The 20,345-nt window shown below is 58.5% G+C and carries 20 protein-coding genes; 13 read left to right on the forward strand and 7 right to left on the reverse strand.

Annotated features, from left to right (window positions below):
- Positions 1–61 precede the first annotated feature (61 nt).
- Both hrcA and ACR0C3_RS18525 read left to right on the forward strand, forming a co-directional pair.
- The gene (gene hrcA / locus ACR0C3_RS18520) at positions 62–1,126 is read left to right on the forward strand and encodes a heat-inducible transcriptional repressor HrcA (protein WP_480759859.1); all 1,065 of its coding nucleotides are present in this window, start codon (positions 62–64) and stop codon (positions 1,124–1,126) included.
- Positions 1,127–1,136: 10 nt separating this feature from the next.
- Entirely contained in the window at positions 1,137–1,700 is a 564-nt protein-coding gene (locus tag ACR0C3_RS18525; protein ID WP_170470713.1) for a nucleotide exchange factor GrpE, read from the forward strand.
- Positions 1,701–1,758: 58 nt separating this feature from the next.
- On the opposite strand, the gene mutS is transcribed toward ACR0C3_RS18525, so the two are convergent.
- Positions 1,759–4,374 (reverse strand): DNA mismatch repair protein MutS, encoded by a 2,616-nt coding sequence (gene mutS / locus ACR0C3_RS18530; RefSeq protein ID WP_480760006.1) that lies wholly within the window; start codon positions 4,372–4,374, stop codon positions 1,759–1,761.
- A gap of 161 nt (positions 4,375–4,535) precedes the next feature.
- Between mutS and ACR0C3_RS18535 the strand changes: the two genes are divergently transcribed.
- On the forward strand, positions 4,536–6,797 hold the full coding sequence (locus tag ACR0C3_RS18535) for an NADP-dependent malic enzyme (protein ID WP_480760008.1): 2,262 nt from the start codon (positions 4,536–4,538) through the stop codon (positions 6,795–6,797).
- On the forward strand, positions 6,794–7,666 hold the full coding sequence (locus tag ACR0C3_RS18540; RefSeq protein ID WP_480759860.1) for a ribokinase: 873 nt from the start codon (positions 6,794–6,796) through the stop codon (positions 7,664–7,666). Before ACR0C3_RS18535 ends, ACR0C3_RS18540 begins: the two co-directional genes overlap by 4 nt.
- On the opposite strand, the gene msrA is transcribed toward ACR0C3_RS18540, so the two are convergent.
- Together msrA and ACR0C3_RS18550 are read right to left on the reverse strand one after the other, a co-directional pair.
- Complete coding sequence (msrA, locus tag ACR0C3_RS18545) at positions 7,663–8,334, reverse strand: peptide-methionine (S)-S-oxide reductase MsrA (RefSeq protein WP_480759862.1); 672 nt, start codon at positions 8,332–8,334, stop codon at positions 7,663–7,665. The two genes, ACR0C3_RS18540 and msrA, sit on opposite strands and share 4 nt — an antisense overlap.
- A gap of 160 nt (positions 8,335–8,494) precedes the next feature.
- Complete coding sequence (locus tag ACR0C3_RS18550; RefSeq protein ID WP_480759863.1) at positions 8,495–9,265, reverse strand: transporter substrate-binding domain-containing protein; 771 nt, start codon at positions 9,263–9,265, stop codon at positions 8,495–8,497.
- A gap of 122 nt (positions 9,266–9,387) precedes the next feature.
- Here ACR0C3_RS18550 and ACR0C3_RS18555 point away from each other — a divergent pair, with 122 nt between their 5' ends.
- Genes ACR0C3_RS18555 through ACR0C3_RS18565 form a run of 3 tightly spaced genes read left to right on the forward strand, consistent with a single transcriptional unit; the run spans position 9,388 to position 11,249 of the window.
- Positions 9,388–10,128, forward strand: coding sequence for an amino acid ABC transporter ATP-binding protein (locus tag ACR0C3_RS18555; RefSeq protein ID WP_480759864.1), 741 nt, complete (start codon positions 9,388–9,390; stop codon positions 10,126–10,128).
- A 9-nt stretch (positions 10,129–10,137) separates the two neighbouring features.
- On the forward strand, positions 10,138–10,896 hold the full coding sequence (locus ACR0C3_RS18560; RefSeq protein ID WP_480759866.1) for an amino acid ABC transporter permease: 759 nt from the start codon (positions 10,138–10,140) through the stop codon (positions 10,894–10,896).
- An 11-nt stretch (positions 10,897–10,907) separates the two neighbouring features.
- On the forward strand, positions 10,908–11,249 hold the full coding sequence (locus tag ACR0C3_RS18565; RefSeq protein ID WP_480759867.1) for a carboxymuconolactone decarboxylase family protein: 342 nt from the start codon (positions 10,908–10,910) through the stop codon (positions 11,247–11,249).
- Here the strand turns inward: ACR0C3_RS18565 and ACR0C3_RS18570 are convergent.
- Positions 11,246–11,527, reverse strand: coding sequence for an SCP2 sterol-binding domain-containing protein (locus tag ACR0C3_RS18570; RefSeq protein ID WP_170380220.1), 282 nt, complete (start codon positions 11,525–11,527; stop codon positions 11,246–11,248). The two genes, ACR0C3_RS18565 and ACR0C3_RS18570, sit on opposite strands and share 4 nt — an antisense overlap.
- A gap of 139 nt (positions 11,528–11,666) precedes the next feature.
- A complete protein-coding gene (locus tag ACR0C3_RS18575) occupies positions 11,667–12,893 on the reverse strand; it encodes an argininosuccinate synthase (RefSeq protein ID WP_170470725.1) in 1,227 nt (408 codons plus the stop codon).
- A 91-nt stretch (positions 12,894–12,984) separates the two neighbouring features.
- On the opposite strand from ACR0C3_RS18575, the gene ACR0C3_RS18580 reads away from it, so the two are divergent.
- A complete protein-coding gene (locus tag ACR0C3_RS18580) occupies positions 12,985–13,803 on the forward strand; it encodes a hypothetical protein (RefSeq protein WP_480759869.1) in 819 nt (272 codons plus the stop codon).
- 56 nt (positions 13,804–13,859) lie between these two features.
- Positions 13,860–15,086 carry a threonine ammonia-lyase IlvA gene (ilvA, locus tag ACR0C3_RS18585; RefSeq protein ID WP_480759870.1) on the forward strand — a complete coding sequence of 409 codons (1,227 nt, stop codon included), beginning with the start codon at positions 13,860–13,862 and terminating at the stop codon, positions 15,084–15,086.
- On the opposite strand, the gene ACR0C3_RS18590 is transcribed toward ilvA, so the two are convergent.
- Complete coding sequence (locus ACR0C3_RS18590; RefSeq protein ID WP_480759872.1) at positions 15,083–15,412, reverse strand: Hpt domain-containing protein; 330 nt, start codon at positions 15,410–15,412, stop codon at positions 15,083–15,085. The two genes, ilvA and ACR0C3_RS18590, sit on opposite strands and share 4 nt — an antisense overlap.
- Positions 15,413–15,569: 157 nt before the next feature.
- Here ACR0C3_RS18590 and ACR0C3_RS18595 point away from each other — a divergent pair, with 157 nt between their 5' ends.
- Positions 15,570–16,841: a PP2C family protein-serine/threonine phosphatase gene (locus ACR0C3_RS18595; protein WP_480759873.1), complete on the forward strand. Its 1,272-nt coding sequence runs from the start codon at positions 15,570–15,572 to the stop codon at positions 16,839–16,841.
- Between the two features lie 100 nt (positions 16,842–16,941).
- On the opposite strand, the gene ACR0C3_RS18600 is transcribed toward ACR0C3_RS18595, so the two are convergent.
- On the reverse strand, positions 16,942–17,385 hold the full coding sequence (locus ACR0C3_RS18600) for an NUDIX hydrolase (RefSeq protein WP_480759875.1): 444 nt from the start codon (positions 17,383–17,385) through the stop codon (positions 16,942–16,944).
- 76 nt (positions 17,386–17,461) lie between these two features.
- Here ACR0C3_RS18600 and hslO point away from each other — a divergent pair, with 76 nt between their 5' ends.
- Genes hslO through ACR0C3_RS18615 form a run of 3 tightly spaced genes read left to right on the forward strand, consistent with a single transcriptional unit; the run spans position 17,462 to position 20,188 of the window.
- Complete coding sequence (gene hslO, locus ACR0C3_RS18605) at positions 17,462–18,448, forward strand: Hsp33 family molecular chaperone HslO (protein WP_480759876.1); 987 nt, start codon at positions 17,462–17,464, stop codon at positions 18,446–18,448.
- Positions 18,441–19,037, forward strand: a complete 597-nt coding sequence (locus ACR0C3_RS18610; protein WP_480759877.1) for a CoA pyrophosphatase — start codon at positions 18,441–18,443, stop codon at positions 19,035–19,037. The genes hslO and ACR0C3_RS18610 overlap by 8 nt, the downstream gene beginning before the upstream one ends.
- A complete protein-coding gene (locus ACR0C3_RS18615) occupies positions 19,034–20,188 on the forward strand; it encodes a CCA tRNA nucleotidyltransferase (RefSeq protein WP_480759879.1) in 1,155 nt (384 codons plus the stop codon). The genes ACR0C3_RS18610 and ACR0C3_RS18615 overlap by 4 nt, the downstream gene beginning before the upstream one ends.
- Positions 20,189–20,345: the final 157 nt, after the last annotated feature.

A 20,345-nucleotide genomic window follows, 5' to 3' on the forward strand; every position in this document is an offset into this window, starting at 1 on the left:
GCAACCCCGATTGACCTTTCATTTACCTGCGATTTAATGGCAGTCCAGCAGGGGACCGAGAATGAGCGAAGCCAGCAGAATTCTGTCAGAGATGAACGACCGGTCGCGTGAGGTGTTTCGGCTGATCGTCGAAAGCTATCTGGACAGCGGTGAGCCGGTGGGAAGCCGCACCCTGACGCGGACTCTCTCAGAAAAAGTCAGCGCAGCGACCGTGCGCAACGTGATGCAGGATCTCGAGTTTCTGGGTTTGCTTGACAGCCCCCACGTGTCTGCAGGGCGAATTCCGACGCAGCAGGGGCTGCGGATGTTCGTGGACGGTTTGCTTGAAGTCGGCGATCTGGGCGCCGACGATCGGCAAAAACTGGACGAGACTTTAGGCTCTAACGCAGGCGATGTTGGCGGAATGCTGGATCGCGTGGGCTCGGCCTTGTCACACGTGACACATGGCGCGTCGCTGGTTCTGACGCCAAAACACGAGGCCGAGATCAAGCATATCGAGTTTGTTTCCTTGGCGCATGACCGGGCGTTGGTGGTTCTGGTGTTCTCGGATGGGCATGTCGAAAACCGGCTTTTCACGCCGCCGCCGGGTCAAACGCCCAGTTCGATGCGAGAGGCGGCGAATTTCCTGAATGCGCTGATCGAGGGGCGAACCCTCAGCGAAGTGCGCCGTCAGATGCTGTCGCAGATTGATGCCCGCAAACAAGAGATCGACATTCTGGCCCGAGAGATGGTGGAAAGCGGGATTGCGGCCTGGGACGGGGATGGAAGCGACTCGGCCCGTCTGATCGTGCGTGGTCGGGCGAATCTTCTTGCAGATTCGGGTGAGGCTGAGGAGTTGGACCGCATTCGCACCTTGTTCGATGATCTGGAACGCAAGCGCGACATTGCCGAATTCCTTGAATTGACCGAGGAAGGCGAGGGTGTACGCATTTTTATTGGCTCCGAGAACAAACTTTTCTCACTTTCGGGTTCCTCTTTGGTGGTGTCTCCTTATATGAACGCTGATCGTAAGATAATTGGTGCGGTTGGGGTCATCGGGCCCACACGTTTGAATTATGGACGGATCGTACCGATCGTGGATTATACGGCGCAACTGGTCGGCAAGCTGATATCCGACCGGAGCTAGAGGGTAAGAGATGGCAGAGCCCAAGAACGAAGAATTTCTGGACGACATCATGGCGGCCGAAGCGGAAGAATTGGCCGAAGAGTTCGCTGAGATCAGCGACGAGGCGCTGGAACTGGATGAGTTGCGCGCCGAGCGGGATGACTACAAAGACAAGTTCATGCGCGCTTTGGCTGACGCGGAAAACGCGCGCAAGCGTGGTGACAAGGCCCGTCGTGACGCGGAGCAATATGGTGGGTCGAAACTGGCCCGCGACATGCTGCCGGTTTATGACAACATGAAACGCGCGCTTGAAGCAGCGACCGATGAGCAGAAAGAAGTGGCTGCTGGTTTGCTGGAAGGTGTTGAGCTGACAATGCGCGCACTTAAGGACGTATTTCAGAAGCACGGGATCGAAGTGATCACGCCCGAGGTTGGGGATCGGTTCGACCCGAATGTGCATGAGGCGATGTTTGAAGCGCCAGTGCCTGGAACCCGCGCAGGGGACATCATTCAGGTCTCTGCAGAAGGGTTTATGTTGCACGACCGTTTGCTGCGCCCGGCGCAGGTCGGTGTGTCGTCGACACCTGCGAGCTGATTGGCCTCTGCGAGGCCAAGCCTCCGGCGGAGGTATTTTTGAACAGAAGAAGGGGCGGTCAGGATTTGGCCGCTTCTTTCAGTTTGTAGATCAAGTCGAGTGCTTCGCGGGGGGTCAGCTCGTCTGGCAGGATGTCGTTCAGCATGTCTGCGACTGGTGAGGCTTTCGGCGCAGGCGGCGGCGGTGGTGGAGCGGCAGAGAAGAGCGGAAGGTCGTCGATCAGGGATTTTTGTTTACCGCCCTCACGCTCGGTTTTTTCCAGTTGATCCAACACGATGCGGGCACGTTCAACGACTGAGGCGGGCAGACCCGCCAGTTGGGCGACCTGCACGCCATAGGATCGGTCGGCGGCGCCTTTGTGGACTTCATGAAGAAAGATGACCTCACCTTCCCATTCCTTCACGGCCACAGTGGCGTTGTCGACGCCTTTGAGCTTTCCAGCAAGCGCGGTGAGTTCGTGGTAATGCGTGGCAAACAAGGCACGGCATTGGTTGGCAGCGTGCAGGTGCTCCAGCGTGGCCCAGGCGATGGAGAGGCCGTCATAGGTGGCGGTTCCGCGGCCGATTTCATCCAGAATGACCAGTGCGCGGTCATCGGCTTGGTTCAGAATGGCGGCAGTTTCGACCATTTCGACCATGAAGGTCGAGCGGCCTCGGGCGAGATCGTCTGATGCTCCGACACGGCTGAAAAGCTGGCTGACAAGGCCGATATGGGCCTGTTCCGCAGGGACGTAGCTGCCCATTTGGGCCAGTAGGGCGATCAGAGCGTTCTGGCGGAGGAAAGTTGATTTACCGGCCATGTTGGGACCGGTCAGCAGCCAAATTGCGGCCCCGTCTTCGGCACTGAGATCGCAGTCATTTGCGACGAAGGCATCGCCGCTTTGCTGGCGCAGCGCGTGTTCGACCACCGGGTGGCGTCCGCCCTGAACCTCAAAGGCGCGCGAAGTATCTACCTGCGGGCGACACCAAGCCTCACCGCGTGCGAGATCGGCCAGTGAGGTGGTCAGATCTAGCTCGGCCAGTCCTCGGGCGGCTTGATTGAGGCGGGCGGCAAGGGCCAAAATCTCGTCAGAAAGCCTTTTATAGAGCCGCTTTTCGACCTCCAAAGCCAGATTTCCAGCATTCAAGATACGGGTTTCGATCTCCGAGAGTTCGACAGTCGTGAACCGCACCTGATTAGCAGTGGTTTGGCGATGGATATAGGTCTCGGAGAACGGCGGGTTCAGCATCTTCTCGGCATGCGTAGCCGTGGTTTCGATGAAATAGCCCAACACGTTGTTGTGCTTGATCTTCAGCGAGGTGATGCCGGTATGTTCCGCATATTTCTGCTGAAACCCGGCAATGACAGATCGGCCTTCGTCGCGCAGGGTGCGCGCTTCGTCCAGTTCGGGGTCAAAGCCGGGGGCGATGAAGCCACCGTCGCGGGCCAGCAGGGGTGGTTCGGCCACCAAAGCCTCATCCAGCAGGTTCAAAAGGTCGTCGAAGCCAACAAGGTTTTGCAAGGCAGTTGCCAGCAAAACAGGTAGATTCAGTCTTTCGCAGATGCCCGCAATTGCAGCGGCTTGGGTCAGGCCGTTGCGGATGGCAGCCAGATCGCGGGGCCCGCCACGTTCAAGCGACAGGCGAGATAGGGCGCGGTCCAGATCGGGGGTTTTGCGCAGGGCCTCGCGCAGGTCCGAGGCGATCAAGCTATCTTCGGCGGCAAAGCTGACGGCGTCGAGACGGCCATGGATCACATCCAAATTGCGGGACGGGCTTGAGAGGCGTTGTTCCAGCAACCGTGCCCCGCCCGGCGTGACTGTGCGGTCAACCACCGACAACAACGATCCGGCGCGACTGCCCGACAGAGACCGGGTCAGCTCCAGATTGCGGCGCGTGGCGGCATCGATCTGTACCACGCGGTCTTCGGATTCCTTGAGGGGTATTTGCAGGAGGGGCAGTTTGCCCTTCTGCGTGATCTCAAGATAGTCGATCAGGGCACCCATTGCCGAAATCTCAGCCCGACCAAAGGACCCGAACGCCTCCAGCGCGCCCACGTGAAACAGCCCGCATATGCGTTTTTCCGCCGCGGTACTGTCGAAACTGGCCCGCCCGACAGGCGTCAGAGAAATCCCAAGGTCGCGGACGGTTTCATTCAGCGACTGCTCCATCCCGTCAGCAACGATCAGCTCGGATGGGGCAAGCCGCGCCAGCTCTGGGCTGAGCCGCACGGAGGTCAAAGGCATCACGTGAAACGCCCCGGTCGAGATATCGGCCCAGGCCAGTGCGGCCTCATCACGGACCTCGGCATAGGTGGCCAGAAAGTTGTGGCGGCGGGCTTCAAGCAGGGCGTCTTCGGTCAGCGTGCCGGGCGTCACTAGACGCACGACATCGCGCTTTACCACTGATTTAGAGCCTCTTTTCTTCGCTTCCGCAGGGCTTTCCATTTGTTCGCAGACGGCCACGCGAAACCCTTTGCGGATGAGGGTCAGCAAATAGCCCTCGGCCGCATGCACCGGGACACCACACATCGGGATATCGTTACCATTGTGTTTGCCGCGCTTGGTCAGGGCGATGTCCAGCGCTTCGGCGGCGTTAACGGCGTCCTCGAAGAACATCTCGTAGAAATCGCCCATTCGGTAGAACAGAAGGGCGTCGGCATGGGCCTCTTTGATCTCGAGGTACTGCGCCATCATCGGCGTGACTGTGGACAAAAGCGGCCCCCTTCTGGCGTGTTCCGGACGTGACCTTACAAATCCCCCATCTTCTGTAAAAGCCGAAAACTCATTCTCGTTGAGGCCCGCGCGTGGCTGCGCTATGACGCATCAGCCCCGAAGTCATGGAAACGACATTTAAGATGCCCAAAGCGAAGATCACCAAAGAAGAGGCACTGGCCTTTCACCTCGACCCGACCCCCGGCAAGTGGGAGGTGCAGGCCACTGTTCCCATGACCACGCAACGCGATCTGTCGCTGGCCTATAGCCCGGGTGTGGCGGTGCCATGCGAGGCTATCGCCGAAGCGCCTGAAACGGCGTATGATTATACCAACAAGGGCAACCTTGTGGCCGTGGTTTCGAACGGGACCGCCGTGCTGGGCCTTGGAAATCTTGGCGCGCTGGGGTCGAAACCGGTGATGGAGGGGAAATCCGTCCTTTTCAAACGGTTCGCCGACGTGAATTCGATCGATATCGAATTGGACACCGAGGACCCGGATGAGTTCTGCCGCGCGGTGCGTCTGATGGGGCCGACTTTTGGTGGCATCAATCTCGAAGACATCAAGGCGCCGGAATGTTTCATCATCGAACAGCGCCTGAAAGAAGAGATGGATATTCCCGTCTTCCATGATGACCAGCACGGCACGGCGGTGATCTGTGCAGCGGGTCTGCTGAACGCGCTGCATATTTCGGGCAAGAAAATTGAAGATGTTAAGATCGTTCTGAACGGTGCAGGTGCTGCGGGCATCGCCTGTATCGAGCTGCTCAAGTCGATGGGTGCGCGGCATGAGAACTGCATTGTCTGTGACACCAAAGGCGTGATCTATCAGGGCCGGACCGAGGGTATGAACCAGTGGAAGTCGGCCCATGCGATCTCAACCGATTTGCGGTCGCTTGAAGATGCTATGAAGGGTGCGGATGTATTCCTGGGCGTTTCGGTCAAGGGGGCTGTGACGCAGGATATGGTTGCCAGCATGGCCGACAATCCGGTGATTTTCGCGATGGCGAACCCGGATCCTGAGATCACGCCGGAAGAGGCGCATGAGGTCCGCGTTGATGCGATCGTTGCCACAGGCCGCAGCGACTATCCGAACCAGGTGAACAACGTTCTGGGCTTCCCCTACCTGTTCCGAGGTGCGTTGGATATCCATGCGCGCGCCATCAATGACGAAATGAAGATCGCCTGTGCCCATGCTCTGGCCCGTCTGGCCCGTGAGGATGTGCCGGATGAGGTCGCCATGGCCTATGGCAAGTCGCTTACCTTTGGTCGGGACTATATCATCCCGACACCGTTTGACCCGCGCCTAATCCACCGCATCCCTCCGGCGGTCGCAAAGGCCGGGATGGATACCGGAGCGGCCCGCCGTCCGATCATCGACATGGAGGCGTATGAGCTGAGCCTCAAATCCCGCATGGACCCGACCGCCAGCATCTTGCGCGGCCTGAACGCCCGTGCCCGCCAGGCACAAAGCCGCATGATCTTTGCCGAGGGAGACGATCCGCGCGTGTTGCGCGCTGCGGTGATCTATCAGCGCTCGGGCTTTGGCAAGGCGCTGGTTGTGGGCCGTCCAGATGATGTGAAAACCAAGCTGGAAGAGGCTGGTCTGGGCGATGCGGTGCGTGAACTTGAGGTGGTGAACGCCGCCAACACCTCGCATCTCGAGACCTATTCGAATTTCCTGTACAACCGTTTGCAACGCAAAGGTTTTGATCCCAAGGATATCCACCGTCTGGCGGCCCGGGATCGGCATGTGTTCTCATCCCTGATGCTGGCGCATGGGCATGGCGACGGCCTTGTGACGGGGGCGACACGCAAATCGGCCCACGTGCTGGACCGGATCAACCATGTATTTGACGCCGACGCCGCCCATGGCGCGGCGGGCGTGACGGCGTTGCTGCACAAGGGGCGCATTGTTCTGATCGGTGATACGCTTGTGCATGAATGGCCGGATGAGAACGATTTGGCCAATATCGCTGAACGCTCGGCCGACGTGGCCCGCCATATGGGGCTTGAACCTCGCGTGGCTTTTGTCAGCTTCTCGACCTTTGGCTATCCGGTCTCAGAGCGGGCCGAAAAGATGCACCGCGCGCCTGCGGTTCTGGACCAGCGCGGCGTTGATTTCGAATACGAAGGCGAGATGACCGTCGATGTTGCCCTGAACGTGGACCAGCAGGCCGGATACCCGTTCCAGCGCCTGACCGGCCCGGCCAATATCCTGATCGTGCCCGCGCGGCACTCGGCCTCGATCTCGACCAAACTGATGCAAGAAATGGGCGGCGCCACCGTGATCGGCCCGATCCTGTCTGGTGTCGATAAGCCGATTCAGATCTGTTCGACCGTGTCGACGGCCAATGATATCCTGAACATGGCCATTCTGGCCTCCTGCGATATTGGCAAGTCATGACGATCTGGAACCTAGGCTCGATCAACGCCGACATGGTTTACGGCCTGCCGCACCTGCCTGCGGCGGGGGAGACCTTGGCGGCAGACGGCCTTGAGCGTTTTCTGGGCGGCAAAGGGGCCAATATGTCCGTTGCCGGATCGCGCGCGGGATCCCGGGTCAGCCATATCGGTGCTGTCGGTCCGGATGGGCGCTGGGCCAAGGATCGGCTGACGGAATATGGCGTCGACACGCGGTTCATCGCTGAGGTGGATGTGCCGACCGGTCACGCGATCATTGCTGTGGACGCGCAGGGCGAGAACCTTATCATCCTCTACCCCGGCGCTAACCACGCGTTGGACAGCGCGCAGATCGGGCAGGCGCTGGCCTCGGCCAATACCGGGGATATTCTGGTTTTGCAGAACGAAACCAACGCTCAGGTCGAAGCGGCCCGTCTAGGGCATGAGCTTGGCCTGACCGTCTGCTACGCCGCCGCTCCGTTTCAAGCGCAATCGGTGCAAGAGGTTCTGCCCTTTCTGGATTTCTTGATTCTCAACGAGGTCGAGGCCGAGCAATTGCGGCAGGAAACCGGGCTGGATGCAGCGGAACTGCCGGTGCGCCATGTGATCGTTACGCTTGGGTCGAAAGGCGTGCGATATTTGCAGCAAGGTTGTGACCCCGTGGATTTCGCGGCTCACAAGGTGCAGGCGGTGGATACGACAGGCGCAGGGGACACGTTCACCGGCTATGTTTTGGCCGGGATGGACCGTGGCATGCCGATGGAACAGGCCATTCTACAAGCAAACCGCGCCGCAGCCTTGATGGTCACGCGGCACGGCACTGCAGATGTCATTCCGGATCTGAGGGAAGTCCGGGACGCGCAGTTGGATTAAGATCCGGCAAAGGGCGCGTCGTTTCCCCAAAGCTGCTTCACCCGAGCATCCCGACCGCAGGCATTGCGGTAGGCTTTATAGGCGTTCTTCTGGCGTTTGGGGCCAAAGCGGGTGAACACCAGCTTGTCGCCTTTGTAGTAGTCCTGATGGTATGCCTCGGCCGGATAAAACGCGCCCTCCTGCAGGATCGGGGTGACGACCGTTTGGCCGAGGGCTCGTTGCGCGTTGGTCTTTGCCTGTTGCGCAAGCGCTTTTTCCCCTGCGTTAGAGACGAAAATCGCCGTGCGGTAGCTCTCTCCCCGATCGCAGAACTGACCGCCTGCATCTGTAGGATCGACCGAGCGGAAGAACATGTTCAGCAGTGTTTCACGTGAGACGCGTGCGGGGTCAAACGTGATCTGAACCGCCTCGTAATGACCCGTGCCGCCTTTGGTCACCTGATCATAGGTCGGGTTGGAGACAGAGCCACCCGTGAACCCGGACACAGCGCCAACTACGCCAGGTACGGATTCGAAATCGGATTCAACACACCAGAAACATCCGCCGGCAACCGTCAGAGTCTCAGTCCCTGCAGCCGGGGCCGGGACGGCGCGCAAGGTGGCGGCCAGTGCAATCAACGTAAACAACAGGGCAGGTTTGAGATAGTCGAGATATGCAGTCCGGGTCATGGTATGTCTCCTTCCGAGACTCAAGGTGACCGGTGTTCCGACAAGTTGCAATTGCCTGACATGGAATGTCACGCGCTGGTGACCTGAGTTTATTGACCGACCTGTTTACCCATGGAGAGGGCAAGAAAACGCCCGGCTGCTAGGCCGGGCGTTGGCAGGATCACAGACCCCATTTCTTCTGGTTTTCCTCAAAGAAGCCCTGGGCTTTCTTCACCTCAATCCAGTTGTTCACATAGTTGATCCAGACCTGATCATCCTGCGGCAGGATCATCGCAATCGGCGAGGGCGAGCGTGGACCGGCGTTCTTCACACGCTCGATCGGGAACTTCTCTTCCAGAGTCGAGCCTTCGATATTCGATGTGATAAACACATCAGCCCGTCCGGCGATCACCTCTTGAAAACCACGCGCGGGGGCTTCGACTACTTTGATTTCTGCATTCGGGAACCACTTGCGGACACGCTTTTCAAAGGTGGTGCCCAGCGTTGTCGCGACCGTCACACCCGGCTGGTTGATCGACTCGTATCCGTCGAATTTGTCGGCCTTGTCCTTGGTCGTGTAGGGGAACAGCTCAACTGAGATATAGCTGTCCGAGAACCCGGCAACCTTCATGCGTGGCGGCGAGATCGAGGCCGAGCCGGTCAGGTGGTATTTCTTCGCCACAACGCCGTTCACCAGTGTTTTCCAATCGGTCGGGACGTATTCGACCTCAACTCCCAAATCGGCGGCGAGTTCGTTCATGATGTCGATGTCGTAGCCTTTGTAGCTGTTGGTGGCCGGATCCCGCAGGGACATCGGGTTCCAGTCACCGGTCGTGCCGACCTTCAACACACCGGAATCCAGAATTTCGTTCAGTGCCGATTGCGCGTGGGCTGCGCCTGACAGGACCAGACCAAGCGCAGCGACTGCGGCTGCTCTCCAGATTGTGTTCATTTAATTCTCCTGTTGGTGGCAGCTGGGACTTGCTGCCATATATAGTTCGTTGTTTTAAGCGGGATAGGGGGCGCAGGCCCAATAAATCAATCCACCCGCGCAAACTAGGGACAGATCGACCAATGCCAGACCCCGCCATCGAGCTTGTCGATGTGAACAAGTGGTTCGATACGTTCCATGTCCTCAAGAATATCAACCTTACGGTCAATAGTGGTGAAAAGGTTGTGATCTGCGGGCCGTCCGGCTCGGGCAAGTCCACAGTCGTGCGCTGTATCAACCAGTTAGAGAAACATCAGAAAGGGACCATCCGAATTGATGGGGTAGAACTGAAGGATGACGCCAGATCCGCCGCGACCATCCGATCCGAGGTCGGCATGGTGTTTCAGCAGTTTAACCTGTTCCCGCATCTGAGCGTTCTGGACAACCTGACCCTTGGCCCGGTTAAGGCGCGAGGGCTAAGCCGTGCGCAGGCCGAAGAGCGTGCGCGCCACTATCTTGAGCGTGTCCACATCCCGGATCAGGCCGATAAGCGCCCAACCCAATTGTCTGGCGGGCAACAACAGCGCGTGGCCATCGCCCGATCCTTGTGCATGGAGCCGAAAGTTCTGTTATTTGATGAGCCGACTTCGGCCCTCGATCCCGAAATGATCGCCGAGGTGCTGGACGTGATGGTTGAGCTGGCGCATGAAGGCATGACCATGGTCGTGGTCACTCATGAAATGGGGTTTGCCCGCAAGGTCGCTGACAAGATGATCTTCATGGATGAGGGCGAGATCGTGGAGCAGGGCAAGCCAGAGCATTTCTTCACCAATCCGACTTCGGAGCGGTGCCGCAAGTTCCTCAGCCAGATATTGCAGCACTGAGTGGGTATGATGAAAAAAGCACTTCTTTTCATACCGCTTCTGCTGCTGGCAGGCTGCTCTTCATCCCAGACATGGGGCTGGTATGTCATCGACCCGCGGACTGACTCCGGCTGGACCAACGTGAAATTCCTGATCTCAGGCATGGGCGCGACGATCCTGATCTCTCTGATCGCGGCGGCGCTTTCGATTGTGATCGGCCTGTTGGTCGCCTTGCCCGGATTGTCCGAGAAACGCGTCTGGCGGCTGCTGAACAGGGTCTATGTCGAGTTCATTCGCGCCATTCCGCTGTTGCCTATGCTGTTCTGGGTGTTCTACGGACTGCCGATCGTGTTCCAGTCGATGGGTCTGAACATCCCGATTGATCCCTTCTGGGGCGCGATTATCACGCTGGCGATTTCCGACAGCGCCTTCACTGCCGAAATCTACCGCGCCGGTATCCAATCCATCGCACGCGGCCAGCGCGAGGCGGCCCAGACCATCGGGCTGAACTACGTGCAAACCATGCGCTACGTGATCTTGCCGCAAGCGATCCGACGTATCCTGCCGCCCTTGGCAAACCAGTTCATCTACATCGTCAAGATGAGCGCCTTTGCCAGTGTCATCGGCATGCAGGAACTGACCCGCCGCGCGAATGAGCTGGTGGTGACGGAATACCGCCCGCTGGAAATCTACACCTTGCTGATATTTGAATACCTGATCCTGGTTCTGATCATCAGCGCAGGGGTACGCTGGCTGGAACGTCGCATGGGCGCGGACGAACGCGGATAAGGAGGCACAGTATGGACTGGAAAGACTTCATGGCTGAGACCGAGGCCAATATCGGCACCCTCTCGAAAGAGGTCCCCGAAACGGTGCGCGGCTTCGGGATGATGGGCAAGGCGGCCAAAACCGATGGCGCCCTAAGCGAAAAAACCAAGGAGTTGATCGCGCTGGGCATTGCCATCGCCACACGTTGCGACAGCTGCATCGGGTTTCACGTGAAATCACTGGTGCGTCTCGGCGCCACTCGCGAGGAACTGTGCGAGGCGCTCTCGATGGCGACCTATATGGGCGGAGGCCCGTCTTTTGCCTACAGCGCAAAGGCGCTGAAGGCGTTTGATGTGTTCTCAGAAGGCGATTAACCCAGCAGCTGCCCCAGCTTCATCGCCACACCCATGTTGCCCGAGATCTTGAGCTTGCCCAACGCAACGCCTGTCATTGGGTTCAGCTTGCCGGTCAGCAGTTTGGTCAGGTTGTCCTGCGAGATGCGGATGGTGCAATCGGTATCCTGATCCTGCGTGGTGGCCTGATTGTCGGCCAGCACGATCACACCCGCGTCGCCGCAATCGAACTTGAGCGAGCCATCAAAGCTTTTGCCGTTCAACCCTTTTTGAATTCCGTCGGCGATCTCTTGCAGCATGGTCTGTCCTTTCAAACTTGACGTATGCGTAAAGACATGGCCCCACATCCGGCAAGCATGACGCTGGGTCCGCTGGACAAAAGAAAACCCCGGCAACCATGTGATTGCCGGGGTTCTAAATTCTAAGCTTTTGGCCAGGTTACTTGGACAGACGCTTGTCGCGTGCCGCTAGCAGTTTCAAACGCAGTGCGTTCAGCTGGATAAAGCCTGCGGCGTCGGTTTGATCATAGGCACCAGCGTCTTCCTCGAAGGTCACATGCGCCTCGGAATACAGCGAGTGATCGGACCAGCGGCCCACGGTCGAGGCCAGACCTTTATACAGTTTCACGCGCACGGTGCCGGTGACATGCTCTTGGCTTTTGTCGATGGCGGCCTGCAGCATCTCGCGTTCGGGCGAGTACCAGAAACCGTTGTAAATCAGCTCGGCATATTGCGGCATCAGCTGGTCTTTCAGGTGCATCGCGCCACGGTCCATGGTGATCGACTCGATACCACGGTGTGCTTCCAGCAGGATGGTGCCGCCCGGAGTTTCGTAGATGCCGCGCGACTTCATTCCAACGAACCGGCCTTCGACCAGGTCAAGGCGACCGATGCCGTGCTTGCCGCCATATTCGTTCAGCTTGGTCAGGATGGTGGCCGGGCTCATCGCCTCGCCATTGATGCTGACTGCGTCGCCTTTCTCAAAACCGATCTCGATGAATTCGGGCTCGTTCGGCGCGTCCTCAGGGTGGACGGTGCGCTGATAGACGTAGTCGGGTGCCATATCGGCAGGGTCTTCCAGAACCTTGCCTTCGGAGGAGGTGTGCAGCAGGTTGGCATCGACCGAGAAGGGGGCCTCACCACGTTTGTCTTTGGCGATCGGGATCTGATGCGCTTCGGCCCATTCGATCAGTCGAGTACGGCTGGTCAAATCCCACTCGCGCCACGGGGCAATGACCTTGATTTCAGGGTTCAGTGCATACGCGGCCAATTCAAAGCGGACCTGATCGTTGCCCTTGCCAGTCGCGCCATGTGCTACGGCATCAGCACCGGTTTCCTGCGCGATCTCTACCAGACGTTTCGAGATCAGAGGCCGCGCGATCGAGGTGCCCAGCAGGTACAGACCTTCATACTGCGCATTTGCACGGAACATCGGGAAAACGAAGTCGCGCACGAACTCTTCGCGGATGTCCTCGATATAGATGTTTTCGGGTTTAATCCCCAGCATCTCAGCCTTTTGGCGGGCGGGCTCCAGTTCCTCACCCTGACCCAGATCAGCGGTGAAGGTGACGACCTCACAACCATACTCAGTCTGCAACCATTTCAGAATGATCGAGGTATCAAGGCCACCGGAATAGGCCAGAACAACTTTCTTAGGCGCGGACATCTGACTTCCCCTTATTCGCAAGACGATTGGCCCCTAACGGGTTTTGTGGTCGGGGGCAAGCAGTGTGGATTGACGCAGGCCGGGAATTGGGGTGAAACGGCCGGACAAAGAACAAGAGATGGTTGAGCAGGGGTATTTCCAGATGTTGGCGTTCGAGATTTTCATGCATTCGATCAAGATGGTTTTGCGGAACCTGAAACAGGCGATTCAGATCACGCTGATCCCGGCGTTGATCGGCGGTCTGGTTATCATCGCATTCAGCCTTCTGTTTGGTATATCGTTCGAAGATATCTCGACCGAACCAAACGGTCTGCCGGATGCCGCCTCGCCGGGCGCGGTCACAGCTTTCCTGTTCTGCGTGCTGGCCTCCCTATTTGCGATCATGGTTTGGATTATCGTGTCCTGGCATCGCTTTGTCCTGCTCGAAGAATACCCTGCCGGTTTTCTGCCCGCGTTCAGATCGGATCGAATGCTCGCTTACATTGGGCGGATGGTGATGCTGGCCTTGCTGGGCGTGATCGTCCTGATCCCGACGATGCTCGTCATCGGATTCTTGACGCAGGCCTCGGCCGCGATGGGCATATTGGCGTGGCTTCTGGTTGTTGTGGGTCTTTCCGTGGCCTTTTACCGGGTGTCTCCGATCATGCCTGCCGCAGCAATAGGTGAACCGCTGAAACTGACTGACGCGTGGCGGGCAACTGACGGAGCGAACGGAACCATAGTGGCACTGGTTGTGTTGCTGGTGTTGTTCCAGATGGGGCTTCAGCTTCTGTTCGCAGCGCTTCTGATTGTCCCATTTATTGGCGCTTTGGTGGTGGTTTTCGCCAGTATGCTGATCGTGCCCTTAATCAATGTCAGCATCCTGACAACGTTCTACGGCGTCTTTATCGAAAAACGCGCGCTGTCGTAATTCGTACACACATGTATTCCTTGCCCTTTTGCTTAGGATAAGCCACTGAAACCGGCATGAGCGATTTCATGACCCGTGCCCGCGCTGCCGAACAGGCGATGCGCTCTGTGTTTCCGGCAACGCCTTTGCAGCGGAATGCCCATCTGTCTGACCGCTACGGTGCTGATATCTGGCTCAAGCGAGAGGACCTCAGCCCGGTCCGCTCCTACAAGATCCGGGGCGCGTTCAACGCCATGCGCAAACAGCAAGGGCAGGATTTGTTCGTCTGTGCCAGCGCGGGAAACCATGCGCAGGGTGTGGCCTTCATGTGCAAGCATCTGGATGTGAAGGGGGTGATCTTCATGCCGGTCACCACGCCTCAGCAGAAGATCCAGAAGACCCGTATTTTCGGCGGCGACAATATCGAGGTTCACCTCAGCGGTGACTACTTCGACGACACGCTTGCGGCGGCACAAGCTTGGTGCGCAAAGGAGGGCGGGCATTTCCTGTCGCCGTTCGATGATGAGGATGTGATCGAAGGCCAGGCCTCACTTGCGGTCGAAATTGAGGAACAGCTTGGCCGCATGCCCGACCATGTCATCCTGCCGGTCGGCGGAGGTGGCATGTCGTCCGGCGTGGCAGCCTGGTTTGGCGATCGGACCCACTGTTTGTTTGTCGAACCCAAAGGTGGGGCCTGTCTGCACGCGGCAATGGCTGCAGGGCATCCGGTTGCCTTGGATCACGTAGATAACTTCGTCGATGGCGCGGCGGTCGGCAAGATCGGTGCCAAGCCGTTTGAGCTGTTGAAAGACCGTCACTTATCGGATGTGCTGGTCCTGTCCGAGGATCGCATCTGCACCACTATGATCGAAATGTTAAACGTGGAAGGCATCGTTCTGGAACCCGCCGGTGCCTTGGCGATCGAGGCGGTTGCTGATGTGCAAAGCTTTATCCGTGGCAAAACGGTTGTTTGTGTCACCTCTGGCGGCAATTTCGATTTTGAGCGTCTGCCCGAGGTCAAGGAGCGCGCGCAGCGCTATTCCGGGGTCAAGAAATACTTCATCTTGCGCCTGCCGCAGCGCCCCGGCGCGTTGAAAGAGTTCTTGAACATCCTCGGACCCGAAGACGATATCGCCCGGTTCGAATACATGAAGAAATCGGCGCGCAATTTCGGCTCGGTATTGATCGGGATCGAGACTCGCAAGCCTGAGAACTTCGCCCGCCTCTTTGCGCACCTAGATGAGGCCGGGTTCACCTATACCGACATCACCGAGGATGAGACGCTGGCACAGTTTGTGATCTAGTGCAGATTGTCTTTAAGTTCGGCTTGAAACACTGATTTCGACGCAGCAAACACGGCGAGGATTTCGGATAGATCGACTTTTGCCGCCTCACCTGAGGCGGCCAGCCTTTCGCCATCCTGACAGAGCTTCGAGAACACCTCGAACCCAAGGCTTAAGGCGCTGCCTTTCAGGAAATGCAGGTTCTGTTCCAGATCCTGCCGCGCGGTGTCTGCGTGCAGGCGGGCGATGACCTCTTGCACCTCGTCCAGAAATATCTCGACAACCTCATCGAATTCATCAGCGCCAACCTCGTCACGTAGTTGTCGAACTCGGGGCCAGTGGATCATGGGTCGCGTCCTGCATCGGAATTGAATTGATCCTTGGTAGCCCGGCTTGAGTAAATACCGGGTTAAGCGTCGGCCTCTATTGGCTTTCACCCGATGTTAAGCCCCTGACACTTAGGGTCGCACTATCCCGATAAAAGGAAGCGTGTGGGGTTGCAGAGTGCCAGCGGCAAGTCTTGAAGAAACCAGATCCGATCTGAACTTCGGTGCAATCCAGAGGGTGCTGGTGGTAGATGACAGCCGCCTGCAACGGCGCATTCTGGTGGCCTCGCTCAAGAAATGGGGATTTGAGGTGCTTGAGGCCGACAACGGCGAGGCGGCGATAGAAATCTGTACCGAAGCCGCGCCAGACCTTGTTCTCAGCGATTGGGTCATGCCGGAGATGAGCGGGCTTGAGTTCTGCCGCGCCTTCCGTGCGCTTGAGGCGGAACATTACAGCTATTTCATCCTGCTTACCTCCAAAAGCGAAAAGCAGGAGGTTGCGCGCGGTCTGGATGCAGGCGCGGATGATTTCCTGATCAAACCGCTTGAGGCAGATGAGTTGCGCGCACGTATCTCGGCCGGGGCGCGGATTTTGGATATGCAGCGTGAATTGTCAGAGAAGAACCGACTGATCGAATCCGCCCTGCAAGAGCTGAAACTGGCGCATGAGGCCATCGACAAGGACCTGATCCAAGCCCGCAAGATACAGGAATCGCTGGTGCCTGACCTCACGCAAGAGTTCGGTAAATCGCGCGTCAGTCTGTTGTTGAAGCCTTGCGGACATATCGGAGGCGATCTGGTGGGGATGTTCTCACCCGGTCCGAACCGCCTTGGGTTCTACAGCATTGATGTGTCCGGTCACGGTATCACCTCGGCCATGATGACAGCAAGGTTGGGTGGTTATCTGTCCAGCAAACATTTCGAACAGAACGTCGCCATGGAAAAGCGGTTTGACAAATTCTACGCCCTGCTTCCCCCGGAAGAGGTCGCAGGGATGCTGAATTCCCGATTGCTGGCGGACGCGGGGATCGAAGAATATTTCACGATGGTCTATGCCATTGTCGATCTGCGCAACGGGCATATCAGGATGGTTCAGGCGGGGCACCCACATCCGTTGATGCTGCGACGCGATGGCACGACCGAGTTTCTAGGCGAAGGCGGGCTACCCATCGGGTTGATCCCGGAGGTGAAGTTTCAGCAGATTGAGGCGAAGATGGAGCCCGGGGACCGGTTGTTGCTGCATTCAGACGGGTTCACAGAATGTGCTTTGGCCGAAGGCGGATTGCTGGATGAGGATGGCTTGCGGGATATGGCGCTCGACTGTGCGGTGGGTCGCGGTGGGCCTGAGTTTTTGGACGATTTGTTCTGGCGCCTGACACAGGTGATGTCACCTAAAAGCGGTATGGGCGACGATGTCTCGGCCGTGTTCTTCGAATATAATGGGGCCTAAAGCGTTTTGGATTTTATCTGAATCATCAAGTGAAACAAATGTCCCGAAAACGCTGAAAGCGTGGCAGGGTATTCGCGTTGCAGGCTAAACCCGAAACGATCTAAAGCCCGCGAAGATGCAGCAACGCGAAATGGCGATCGCCATCGTTGCCCAGCGTTTCAACCGCGTCGGCGGTATGCATCCAGAGCGCTTCGTGGAACGGTTCGCCCGGTGGCCCCAGTCGCCGTACCGGGCGCGCGTGATAGATCAGGCAGACCTTCTCGGCCCAGAGGTCATATTCCGGCATATAGGTAAATCGCCGGAACGCGCCGACACGACGGGGTGCCGCGATCAGCCAGCCCGTTTCCTCAAACACTTCGCGGTGCAGAGCGGTTGCGGGTGATTCGCCCGGATCTATTCCGCCGCCGGGCAATTGCAGATCCGGCCCCGGTTCGGTCTGGCAGGTCAGAAGAAGGTGCCCTGAGCGGGGCAGCAACGCGTAGACTCCGACCCGCCGGGTGTACTTGCGCCCGGGTTCAGGGCTTTCGCCGAACCGTCTGATCATGTATGGCCCCTTACAACCCAATCTCTGCGACCTATATGGTGCCGGTATGCCAACCCTTGGCGTGTAAGGAAACCCCATGTCTCTTGGAACAAAAATCGCGTGGGACGATACCGTCCTGCCCTTTCAACTCGATGTATCGGACATGCGCGGGCGTGTGGCCCGTCTGGATGGCGTGCTGGACGGCATCCTGAAACAGCATGACTATCCTGAAAAGGTTGAGGCCCTCGTGGCCGAGATGGCACTGCTGACCGCGTTGATCGGCCAGACGGTCTCGCTTCGCTGGAAGCTGTCATTGCAGGTGCAGTCCAAGGGTCCGGTGCGCATGATTGCCACCGACTACTACGCGCCACAGAAAGAGGGTGAGCCGGCCCGCATCCGCGCTTACGCCAGTTTCGACCGCGATCGTCTGACCGAGGGCGCGCCGTTCGATCAGGTGGGCGAGGGCTATTTCGCGATCATGATCGACCAGGGCGAAGGCACACAGCCTTATCAGGGCATCACTCCGCTGGCCGGAGGCTCGATCAGTGCCTGCGCCGAAGCCTATTTTGCGCAGTCCGAGCAGTTGCCGACCCGGTTCTCGCTGAGCTTCGGCAAATCGACCGAGCCGGGTGTGGGTGAGCATTGGCGCGCAGGCGGCATCATGTTGCAACATATGCCCAAAGCTTCGCCTTTTTCGGCGTCCAGCGAAGGCACCGGAGAGATCCTGACCGCCACTGATCTCGTCGATGGCGAAGAGGGTGAGAACTGGGGCCGCGTCAATATTCTGCTGGATACGGTCGAGGATCTTGAGCTGATCGGCCCTTCGATTGCGCCAACCGATCTGCTGGTGCGTCTATTCCACGAGGAAAACCCACGGGTCTATGACGCGCAGCAGGTGCAGTTCGGCTGTACCTGCTCAGAAGAGCGTGTGCGCCAAAGCCTGTCGATCTATTCGGCCAAGGACATCGAAAAGATGACCACCCCCGAAGGTCAGGTTACGGCCGATTGTCAGTTCTGCGGTGCGCACTACGTTTTGGATCCTGCCACCGTAGGGTTTGACGCCGAAGACAGCAAAAGTGTCTGAGTTAGAGACACAACTCCGAACGGCTTTGGGTCGTCCGGGCCATGGGTCCAGTGACTTTGACCTGAACCCAGACACCGTGCTGCCGCCGGGGCGCAAACTGCGCCCGGCGGGGGTGCTGGTGCCGATCACGGTCTCGGACGGGATGCCACGGCTGATCCTGACCAAACGATCCTCGGCGTTGAAGCACCATCCCGGCCAGATCGCCTTTCCCGGCGGCAAGCAGGATGAAGGTGACGCGGATGTCACCGCCGCTGCCCTGCGTGAGGCGCGGGAAGAGGTCGGTCTGCCCACTGACCTGCCCGAGGTTGTGGGTTTTCTCCCCATGCATGAAACCGTCACGTCTTTCTCGGTCACCCCGGTGGTGGCGATCATCCGGCAGGGCTTCGACCCGGTGCCCGAACCCGGCGAAGTCGACGAAATCTTCTCGGTCCCTCTTGCACATGTGCTGAACCCTGCGAATTATGTGATCGAGTCGCGCCGTTGGCAGGGGACAAGACGGAAGTATTTTGCCGTGCCCTATGGCCCTTATTACATATGGGGCGCGACCGCCCGCATATTGCGCGGGCTTGCAGCACGGGTGAGTGAATGAAGCAAATCAGCGCGGCTTGGGTTTCGGACCCTGCGACACAAAAGGTATGCGCGGCCCTCACGGATGGCGGTGCGCAAGCGCTGTTTGTTGGTGGATGCGTGCGCAACGCGCTTTTGGGCGCGCCGGTGTCGGACATTGATATCGCAACGGATGCGCATCCCAAAAGGGTGCTGGAGCTGGCGCAGAGCGCTGGGCTCAAGGCGATCCCTACGGGAATTGATCACGGCACGATCACTGTGGTCTGCAATCATATCCCGCATGAGATCACCACCTTTCGCCGCGACGTGGAAACCGATGGCCGCCGCGCGGTCGTGGCCTTCTCGGACAAGGTGGAAGAGGATGCAGCCCGGCGCGATTTCACCATGAACGCGATCTATGCAAAACCAAATGGGGTTTTGTTAGACCCGCTTTTGGGCCTGCCGGACCTTCAGGCGCGTCGCGTGCGGTTCATCGGGACTGCAGAAAACCGCATCCGCGAAGACTACCTACGATCCCTGCGCTATTTTCGGTTTCATGCCTGGTACGGAGATGTCGAGGCCGGGTTCGATCCGGATGCTCTGGCCGCGATTGCTGCGAATCTGAACGGTTTGTCCACCTTGTCGCGGGAACGTGTCGGGGCCGAGTTGTTGAAGCTGTTGGGTGCGTCCGACCCGGCCCCTTCCGTTGCCGCAATGCGAAGCACAGGGGTGTTGGCGCAGCTTCTGCCGGGCGCGGATGATCGCGCCCTTGCGCCTTTGGTCGGGATCGAGCAGGCCGCAGGTGCCGAACCGGACGCGGTGCGCAGACTGGCGGCGATTGCCACGCCCGAGGACGCGGAGACACTACGCCTGAGCCGCAATCAATTGCAACGTCTGACCCGGATGCGCGAGGAGGCGCAGGCCTCGACCAGCGTAGCCGAACTGGGCTACCGTTACGGCGGCGAGGGCGGCTTGCACGAAACACTGTTACGTTGCGCATTCCTGGAGCGCCCCTGGTCCGAAGATCTGCGCACGGCACTGCATTCCGGGGCCGCCGCGCAATTCCCGATCAAGGCGACGGACCTCATCCCCAGCTTTTCTGGCCCTGCGCTGGGCAAGAAACTGGCCGATCTGGAAGCAAGCTGGATCGCGTCCGGCTTCACCCTGACGCGCGAGGATTTGCTGGCCGGGTAGCGTGAAGTCTCAAAAGGGGATGACAAATCAGAACGTTTGTGCTTACGTGCGCCTGTCACATAGATGGAGGACTGCGAATGTACTACGGGATCTGGTTCGGCTAAAGCCGGGACGCTTACCCCGTATAGGGTGGTGTTGAGGCGCCATTCTTCTTCGC

This window comes from Ruegeria sp. CK3, assembly GCF_056536565.1.